Origin of the sequence: Pseudolactococcus chungangensis CAU 28 = DSM 22330, from assembly GCF_002441885.1 — a bacterium.
GTDB classification, from domain to species: Bacteria; Bacillota; Bacilli; order Lactobacillales; family Streptococcaceae; genus Pseudolactococcus; species Pseudolactococcus chungangensis.
Window position 1 is genome coordinate 1 of record NZ_JXJT01000040.1, and the last position, 9618, is coordinate 9618.

Sequence of the window (9618 nt, forward strand, 5' to 3'; positions counted from 1 at the left end):
CTTTTCATACGTTTTTAGAGGTGCCCTATATACTTGTAGTCAAGATATAGCAAGTTGATATAGAAAATAAGGAATAAATAGGATGAGCAAATTTTTAGTTGTCGCGGCAAATGGTAAAGCGGGTCAAAAGACCGTGAATGAACTGATAGCGCGTGATTTGGATGTGACAGTGGCTGTCCGTCAAGCAAACAAAACGCAAGCCAGTCAAGTTATTATTAAAGATTTATTTGATTTAACCGTTTCTGATGTGAAAAACTTTGATATTGTGATTGACGCATTTGGCGCCTGGGCGCCGGAGGCACTTCAACAACACACCACATCTTTGGCACATTTGGCAGCTATTTTGGCACCGAATGCACGTTTGGTTGTTGTTGGGGGTGCGGGGTCTCTCTACTTGGATGCGAGTCACACGGTGGCTTTAAAAGATAGTGCAGGTTTTCCGGATGCTTTTAAACCACTTGCGAGTGCAATGGGTGAGGGATTGGCGCGTTTGCGGACACTTGATGTTGATTGGAATTATATTTCGCCAGCGGCTGATTTTGTCGCGGATGGGGAAAGAAAGGGTCATTATGTGATTGAGGGGGAAGTTTTTACGACGGACGATAAGGGTGTGAGTCAAATATCGTATGCTGATTATGCGATGGCCTTGGTTGATATTGCGACAAGTGATAATCACCATAAAGCGCGTGTATCAGTTAGATGGTAAGAAGTTTGCATTGAATTTCGTGATTTTTTACTTACGAAGAAAAAGTATTTGTGTTATACTAAAGATAATTTACTGCGTATAATGGTTCAGCGTAAAGGTTGTTACCCGATTCTAGTCGGATACCCTTTGCGCTTTTTTTGCAGTAAATAGATAGAAAAGAAGAGGTGAATACCCAATGGATTTTTATATGAAGTTACCCCTAAACGGTAAAGAATTTTTTTATTTCTTGCGATAGTCGCCGTTATTTCGGTTAATATCATTGCACCAGTTATTTCAGGATTCGAGGCCGGATTTAGTTTAGAGACATGGGGGCATACCCTTGCGTCAATGCCATTTTTGTTAGTGGCAATCGTAGCTTTTGTTTTGCTGACGCACATGCCTGCAGAAAAGGTAGCAGCTAAAATAACAGAAGAGACGGATAGCTTTAATGCCAAAATAACGATAACGATTTTGATTAATGTCGCGATGATGTCAGTGTTAATGACTATCGTAGGTGCGATGATTGCAACGAAAACAATTAGTTTAGCACCATTCCAACAGTTCTTTTATAAATGGCCAAGAAACTTCACAATTGCGTTGCTTACAGAAATGTTGATTGCTCAACCAATTGCACGTTATGTCATCTATCGACGCCATTTGAAAAAGTAATAAACACTTGAGAAATGCCATTTATTAGAAATGGATGTATAATAAAAGAGGAGGAAAAGCAAATGAAAATTACTTATCACAATGCAGGCAATGCGCCAGAAACGAAAACGTTTAAAGATATTGCTGAGTTTCTAATGTTGCAAAATCGTGAAATTCCAGCGATTTAAGATCACTATGAAGTAGATGCGCTCTATGTTGGTGATGAGCAAGTTGATTTTAAAGGGACAATTGGCGATTTGTTTGATAAATACAAAAATTAAGTCTTGTCAAATCAGGAAAAACCGTGTATAATTAAGTGGTTGCCGTAAAAATATGCGGGAACTTAAACCACATTTTGATATGATCGTCCCGTAGTGCTAGCTGTAAAAGCCAGTAGCGGGGCGAGTTGACGGTCGAAAGAGGAAAAAACTATTTTAAAAGGAGACTAGCTCATGGCAGTCATTTCAATGAAACAACTACTCGAAGCGGGTGTTCACTTCGGTCACCAAACACGCCGTTGGAACCCAAAAATGAAACCGTACATTTTTACAGAACGTAACGGGATTCACGTTATCGACTTACAAAAAACAGTTAAACTTGCTGACGACGCTTACAACTATGTACGCGAAGCTGCAACAAACGGTGCTGTTGTTCTCTTCGTAGGTACTAAAAAACAAGCTGCTGAAGCTGTTAAAGAAGAAGCAACTCGTGCTGGTCAATACTACATCAACCACCGTTGGTTGGGTGGTACGTTGACTAACTGGGGTACAATCCAAAAACGTATCGCACGTTTGAAAGAAATCAACAAAATGGAAGAAGACGGTACTTTTGAAGTCCTTCCTAAAAAAGAAGTTGTTTTGCTTAACAAACAACGTGATCGCTTAGAAAAATTCTTGGGCGGTATCGCTGATATGCCACGTATCCCTGATCTTATCTACATCGTGGATCCACATAAAGAGCAAATCGCTGTTCAAGAAGCAACTAAATTGAATATTCCAATCGTAGCTATGGTTGACACAAACGCAGATCCTGATCCAATTGACGTGATCATCCCTGCCAATGACGATGCGATTCGTGCGGTTAAATTGATTACAGGTAAAATGGCTGATGCAATCATCGAAGGTCGTCAAGGCGAAGATGCTGTTGAAGCTGAAGATGCAAACGTATCAGAACCAGCATCATCTGAATCAATCGAAGAATTGGTAGAAGTTGTGGAAGGTTCAAACTAAGCATACGCCTAGTTTGAATTGATCAATGAGGAAACATAAAGTGTTTCTACAACAAAGAAGGTTCATCTTGGTTTGATTGACCTTGACGTTTTACCAAATATCTAACATAAAAATCGAAAGAGGGCGGGGCCTACGCCTCAGCCCTCTTTATTTATCTAAACTAGCTGAGTTTCGGCTCCTAGCTCCTAGGAAAATAGNCCGTTCGCTTACGGCAAATCCCTAATTTTCTACGGAGCTAAGCAGTCGCCTCAACATCTTAAAGGAGAAATCAAAAATGGCAATTACTGCAGCTCAAGTAAAAGAATTGCGCGAAAAAACTGGTGCCGGCATCATGGATGCTAAAAAAGCACTTGTTGAAGTTGATGGAGATATGGACAAAGCAATTGACTTGCTCCGTGAAAAAGGGATTGCAAAAGCAGCTAAAAAAGCTGACCGCGTCGCTGCTGAAGGTTTGACTGGTGTTTATGTTGACGGTAACGTTGCAGCACTTGTTGAAGTTAACTCAGAAACTGACTTTGTTGCCAAAAATGATCAATTCGTTGCCTTGGTTAACGAAACAGCAGAATTGATTGCTAAAAACAAGCCAGCTGACAACGATGCAGCACTTGCCATTGTAACTGCTACTGGCAAAACTTTGGGAGAAGCTTATGTTGAAGCAACTTCAACAATCGGCGAAAAAATTGCTTTCCGTCGTTTCCAATTAGTTGAAAAAACTGACGACCAAAACTTCGGTGCTTACCAACATAATGGTGGTCGTATCGGTGTTATCACAGTTATTGAAGGTGGCGATGAGTCTCTTCCAAAAGCAGTTGCCATGCACGTTGCTGCCATGAGCCCAAGCGTTTTGTCTGCTGAAGAACTTGACCATGACTTCATCGTTAGCGAAACAACTGCTTTGATTTCACGTATTGAAATTGAAAACGAAGACCGCAAACGTACAGGTAAAGCATTCTTGCACGTCCCACAATATGGTTCAGCTGCGCAATTGACTGATGATGTTTTAGCAAAAGTTGAAGCAGAATTCAAAGAAGAACTTAAAGCCGAAGGCAAACCAGAAAAAATCTGGGACAAAATCTTGCCAGGTAAAATGGCTAAATTCTTCGTTGATAATACACAAATTGACCAAGAAAATGCGCTTTTGTCACAACTTTACGTCATGGACGACAGCAAAACTGTTGCTAAATTCCTTGAATCTAAAGATGCTAAAGCAATTACATTTGCACGTTTTGAAGTTGGCGAAGGTATCGAAAAAGCTGCTAACAACTTTGAAGCTGAAGTACAAGCAACAATGGCCGCTGCACTTGAAAATTAATCATCACGAATTAATTGTAAGAAGATAAAATAGTTGTTTGATAGTGAGCGTGATTAAAGGTATCAAAAGATTTCTTTTAATCTTGGTATATGACACTGCTACTTTTTAAAGCATCGATTAATCAAATGACTAAAAAATACACCGAAATTGAACTTCCGGTGTATTTTTTGCTTTAAATGTGGTATAATGAAACACGGAATTTGTAAATTCGAAAACAAGATATAACTGTATTAATAGACCCGTGATGGAGAGTAAATAGAATGCCAAACAGTATCATAATCGCAATCGTCGTCTTACTTGCAATCGTCGTTATTTTTTATGTGGCGTCGATGGTGCTACGCAAAAAAATAGAAGATCGAATTATTGCGCTTGAAGAGCGTAAAGAAGATTTATTTGATTTGCCAGTACAAGAAGAAATTGATGCCGTCAAAAAATTGCATCTGGTTGGACAAAGTCAGACGATTTTTCGTGAATGGAATCAGAAATGGATTGATTTGTCGTCAAACTCTTTTGCGGATTTAGAAAATCACATTTTTGAAGCAGAGCAATTGAATGATTCATTTAGATTTGTTCGCGCACGTGCGTCTGTTGATGCGTCCGAAAGTCAGATTGAACTTATGGAAGAAGATGTGCAGTCAATTCGTGAGGGTATTTCAGAGTTAACGAAACAAGAAACGATTAATTCGTCTAAGATTCAAGATTCTTTGGATTTATACCAGGCTTTACGTGCTGAAATTACAGATAATGCAGACAGATATGGTGTTGCCCTAGGTGAACTTGAGGCTCAGTTAGATAATATCGAAACTGAATTTAGCCAATTTGTAGATTTGAATTCAACAGGTGACCCGATCGAGGCATCTGAAGTTTTAGAGACCGCTGAGGAGCATACGATTGCCCTAGGTGCAATTGCAGAACGTATTCCAGCTATCGTTGAAGATATGACTGTCAAATATCCAAAACAATTGGAAGAATTGGCACAAGGCTATCAAGAATTTTTAGCACAAGATTTCAAATTGCCAGGATCTGTAAGAGTAGAAGAACGTTTGCAAGAAGTTCGAGATGATTTGAAACAAACGTCTATATTTGTTGAAAACTTTGAATTAGATCGTGCTGATGCACAATTGGAACAGATTCAGTTGAATTTAGATGGTCTCTACGAAATTTTTGAGGCTGAGTATAAGGCACGTCGTGATGTCGCTAAAAATGCTAGTATTATCAAAGATTATATTGCACACACACGAGCAAACAATAAAAATCTTCTTTTGGAGATTGATCATGTTTCTCAAGCCTATGTTTTAACAGGTAATGAGATGGGAATGATTCGTGGCTACCAAGAGCAATTGGAGCAATTAGAGGCAGGTGCCTATGAGTTGTTAGATGTGATTCAAGAAAATGCACAACCTTACAGTTTACTTGGCAAGGAAGTTGATACAATCATTTCTACACTCGATGATATTGAGAAAAATCAACTTAAAATCAGTAACGATTTGCAAGATTTACGTAAGCAAGAAAAAGCAGCTCAAGATGCAGCTGATACTTTTGACCGTGAAATCAGAATTTTGAAACGTTATGTTGAAAAACGTAATTTACCGGGTTTGCCACAAGTTTACTTGGATAAATTCTTTGCGACATCAGAGCGCGTACAGACTTTGTTTAAAGAATTGAATAAAGTGAAGGTGAATATTGATGGCGTTAATCATTTGGTTGATGTGACAACGGAAGATTTATCTAATCTTAAAGATGCAACCGATGAATTGGTAGACAAAGCACGTTTGGCAGAAGATTTAATGCAATATGCCAATCGTTACAAAACAACGAATGAAGCGATTGCCAAGAGCATTGCGCGGGCGTATCAATTATTTGAGCGCGATCGCAATTATGCTGCATCCTACGAAGAAATTTCAGTTGCATTGGACGCGGTGGAACCGGGTGCAAGTGAACGTATTTCAAATGTCTATCACAACACCAAAATGACACCAGATTATCGATAAGACGAAACTCGCTAATGGCGAGTTTTTGCTTGTTCTATCAGGAATTAAATGAGGAATTAGCACATCTAATATTAATTATGATATAATTATAGGGTATGCAATTCGAGCACAAATATAACATGGCGTGAGATGCGGCAATATTCCCTCTCAACGGCTGAGCTATTATGAACAGCTATGTTTGAGCTTAAAAAGATAAAGATAAAAAGAAAAGAGGCTTTTCATGACAAAAGGTATTATTTTAGCAGGTGGTTCAGGAACGCGGTTGTATCCATTGACACGTGCGGCGAGTAAGCAATTGATGCCAATCTATGACAAACCGATGATTTATTACCCACTTTCAACTTTGATGCTTGCGGGTATCAAAGAAATCTTGATTATCTCAACACCGCAAGATTTGCCACGTTTTGAAGAACTCTTGGGAGAAGGTAGCGAGTTTGGCATTGCTTTGAGTTATGCGGTACAACCTAGTCCTGATGGCTTGGCACAGGCTTTCATCATCGGTGCTGATTTCATTGGCGATGATAATGTTGCCTTGATTCTCGGCGATAATATTTACTACGGTCCTGGCATGTCAAAAATGTTAGGTCGTGCGGCGTCTAAAGCAAAAGGTGCAACGGTCTTTGGTTATCAAGTGAAGGATCCAGAGCGTTTTGGTGTTGTTGAATTTGACGAAAACATGCGTGCTGTCTCAGTGGAAGAAAAACCTGAGCACCCAAAATCAAACTATGCCATTACAGGTCTTTATTTCTATGACAATGATGTGGTGGAGATTGCTAAAAATATTCAACCGTCACCGCGTGGTGAGCTTGAAATCACTGATGTCAATGATGCTTACCTCAAACGTGGCGATTTGGATGTTGAAGTGATGGGGCGTGGTTTTGCTTGGTTGGATACAGGCACGCATGAGTCGCTTCTTGAAGCAGCGCAATATATCGAAACGGTCCAACGGATGCAAAACTTGCAGGTAGCCAATTTGGAAGAGATTGCTTACCGCATGGGCTACATCACACGTGACCAAGTGATTGAACTGGCACAATCTTTGAAGAAAAACGAATATGGTCAATATTTATTACGACTTGTGGAGGCCGATTAAGCCATGACTGACAACTTTTTTGAAAAGCAATTAGCAGCGCGTGAAATTGCTGCCATTCCTGGTATGTTAGAATTCGATATTCCGGTTCATGGGGATAACCGTGGGTGGTTTAAAGAAAACTTCCAAAAAGAAAAAATGCTACCCTTAGGTTTCCCAGAAAGCTTTTTCGCTGAAGGCAAGCTACAAAACAACGTTTCGTTTTCTCGCAAAAATGTCTTACGCGGTTTACACGCAGAGCCTTGGGATAAGTACATTTCGGTTGCGGACAATGGTCGTGTACTTGGCGCATGGGTTGATTTACGTGAAGGCGAAAGCTTTGGGAACGTTTATCAAACAGAAATTGATGCCAGCAAAGGGATTTTCGTTCCGCGTGGTGTTGCCAATGGTTTCCAAGTTTTGAGCGACGTTGTGTCTTATAGCTATCTCGTGAACGATTACTGGGCACTTGAACTTAAACCTAAGTACGCTTTCGTCAATTATGCTGACCCAACCCTCGGCATCAAATGGGAAGACGTTGCTAACGCTGAAGTGAGCGATGCAGATAAAAATCATCCTTTGTTGAAAGATGTGACAGCTTTGACGGCTGATTTGCTATAAGCATTTCTCGAAAAGACAAAGTGATAAAGAAAAATAAGTTACTATGAGCGTGTTGGCCGCAGTTGTCAACTTTTGTAGAGAAAGTTAGCTCCAAGTTCAAATAAGGAAGTAAAAAAATGACTGAATTAAAAAAAATAATCGTAACAGGTGGCGCGGGTTTTATCGGCTCGAACTTTGTACACTATGTGTATAATAACCACCCTGAAATTGAAAAAATTATCGTTTTAGACAAATTGACTTATGCTGGCAACAAAGCCAACATTGCTGAGATTCTTGGTGATCGTGTTGAGCTTGTCGTTGGGGACATTGCTGATGCTGATTTGGTTGATAAATTGGCAGGTCAAGTCGATGCTATCGTCCACTATGCAGCTGAGTCACATAATGACAACTCACTCAAATCTCAAGACGAGTTCATCCACACCAACTTTATCGGGACTTATACGTTAATTCAAGCGGCACGTAAATATGATTTGCGTTTCCACCATGTCTCAACGGATGAAGTCTATGGCGATTTGCCTTACCGTGAAGATTTACCAGGTCATGGCGAAGGTGAAGGTGAGAAATTTACGGACCACACACCTTACAACCCAAGCTCACCTTACTCTTCGACAAAAGCAGCGAGTGACTTAATCGTTCGCGCCTGGGTCCGCTCATTTGGTCTTAAAGCAACGATCTCTAACTGTTCAAACAACTATGGTCCATACCAACATATCGAGAAATTTATCCCGCGTCAAATTACCAATATTTTAGCGGGTATCCGTCCAAAACTTTATGGAGATGGTAAAAATGTCCGTGACTGGATCCACACAGAAGATCATTCTTCAGGTGTTTGGACAATTCTTACTAAAGGTGTGATCGGTGAAACTTACCTAATCGGTGCTGATGGCGAGAAAAACAACAAAGAAGTCTTGGAAGAAATCTTGACTGAAATGGGTCAAGAAGCGACAGCTTATGACCGCGTGACAGACCGTGCAGGACATGACTTGCGCTATGCGATCGACAATACGAAACTTCGCACAGAGCTTGGTTGGACGCCTAAGCATACTGACTTTGAATCTGGTTTAAAAGATACGATTAAATGGTACACAGATAATAAAGACTGGTGGGAAGCTGAAAAAGCAGCGGTCGAAGCCAACTATGCTAAATCACAAGAGGTATTAAAATGATTTTAATTACTGGGGCAAATGGTCAACTGGGTACTGAGTTACGTTATCTATTAGATGAACGTGATGTGGACTATGTCGCAACGGATGTGGCACAGCTTGATATTACAAATACTGAGCAGGTAAACAAAGTTTTCGCAGAAGTAAAACCTACATTGGTCTATCATTGTGCCGCGTATACAGCTGTTGACAAGGCAGAAGACGAAGGCAAAGAGCTTGACTATGCGATTAATGTCACAGGGACAGAAAATATCGCTAAGGCAGCAGCAGCGCATGATGCAACGCTTGTTTATATCTCAACTGACTATGTTTTTGACGGTCAAAAACCAGTTGGTGAAGAGTGGGAAGTGGACGATGTGCCAGACCCGCAAACAGAGTATGGTCGCACAAAACGTCTTGGTGAAGAGCTTGTTGAAAAATATGCTAAAAAATTCTATATCATTCGGACAGCTTGGGTATTTGGTAATTATGGCGCGAATTTCGTCTTTACCATGCAAAAATTAGCTGAATCACATGACAGCTTGACTGTTGTCAATGACCAACACGGACGTCCAACATGGACACGGACTTTGGCTGAGTTCATGGCGCATTTAACGGATAACCGTAAGGATTTTGGTTACTATCATTTGTCAAATGACGCAACAGAAGATGTGACTTGGTATGATTTTGCAGTTGAAATCTTGAAAGAGACAACTGTGACTGTTAAACCAGTGGATTCAAGTCAATTTCCGGCTAAAGCCAAACGGCCTTTGAACTCAACGATGAGTTTGACCAAAGCGAAAGCAACAGGTTTTGTCATTCCAACTTGGCAAGATGCCTTGAAAGAATTCTACCGTCAGGAAAAACCAGAATAAGCTTTAAAAAAGTATGGCTCTATAATAAATCGTGTGGGAAAATTTC

At 40.3% G+C, this 9618-nt stretch carries 9 protein-coding genes; all 9 read left to right on the plus strand.

All coding sequences use genetic code 11. The annotated features are described in order from the left end of the window. Nucleotides 1-82: 82 nt before the first annotated feature. The 9 genes from RR45_RS10385 to rfbD all read left to right on the plus strand — a co-directional run bounded on the left by RR45_RS10385 (nucleotide 83) and on the right by rfbD (nucleotide 9572). Nucleotides 83-706: an NAD(P)-dependent oxidoreductase gene (locus RR45_RS10385; protein WP_031366376.1), complete on the plus strand. Its 624-nt coding sequence runs from the start codon at nucleotides 83-85 to the stop codon at nucleotides 704-706. Nucleotides 707-1033: 327 nt separating this feature from the next. Next, nucleotides 1034-1354: a DUF2798 domain-containing protein gene (locus RR45_RS10390; RefSeq protein WP_244148319.1), complete on the plus strand. Its 321-nt coding sequence runs from the start codon at nucleotides 1034-1036 to the stop codon at nucleotides 1352-1354. 431 nt (nucleotides 1355-1785) lie between these two features. Then, complete coding sequence (gene rpsB, locus RR45_RS10395; protein WP_031366375.1) at nucleotides 1786-2562, plus strand: 30S ribosomal protein S2; 777 nt, start codon at nucleotides 1786-1788, stop codon at nucleotides 2560-2562. A 274-nt stretch (nucleotides 2563-2836) separates the two neighbouring features. Then, complete coding sequence (gene tsf / locus RR45_RS10400; RefSeq protein WP_031366374.1) at nucleotides 2837-3874, plus strand: translation elongation factor Ts; 1038 nt, start codon at nucleotides 2837-2839, stop codon at nucleotides 3872-3874. Between the two features lie 260 nt (nucleotides 3875-4134). Then, nucleotides 4135-5865 carry a septation ring formation regulator EzrA gene (gene ezrA / locus RR45_RS10405; protein ID WP_031366373.1) on the plus strand — a complete coding sequence of 577 codons (1731 nt, stop codon included), beginning with the start codon at nucleotides 4135-4137 and terminating at the stop codon, nucleotides 5863-5865. A gap of 220 nt (nucleotides 5866-6085) precedes the next feature. Then, complete coding sequence (gene rfbA, locus RR45_RS10410) at nucleotides 6086-6958, plus strand: glucose-1-phosphate thymidylyltransferase RfbA (RefSeq protein WP_031366372.1); 873 nt, start codon at nucleotides 6086-6088, stop codon at nucleotides 6956-6958. Nucleotides 6959-6961: 3 nt separating this feature from the next. Next, the gene (locus RR45_RS10415; RefSeq protein WP_031366371.1) at nucleotides 6962-7555 is read left to right on the plus strand and encodes a dTDP-4-dehydrorhamnose 3,5-epimerase family protein; all 594 of its coding nucleotides are present in this window, start codon (nucleotides 6962-6964) and stop codon (nucleotides 7553-7555) included. Between the two features lie 116 nt (nucleotides 7556-7671). Beyond that, nucleotides 7672-8721, plus strand: a complete 1050-nt coding sequence (gene rfbB / locus RR45_RS10420) for a dTDP-glucose 4,6-dehydratase (protein ID WP_031366370.1) — start codon at nucleotides 7672-7674, stop codon at nucleotides 8719-8721. After that, nucleotides 8718-9572: a dTDP-4-dehydrorhamnose reductase gene (rfbD, locus tag RR45_RS10425; protein ID WP_031366369.1), complete on the plus strand. Its 855-nt coding sequence runs from the start codon at nucleotides 8718-8720 to the stop codon at nucleotides 9570-9572. Before rfbB ends, rfbD begins: the two co-directional genes overlap by 4 nt. Nucleotides 9573-9618 lie beyond the last annotated feature (46 nt).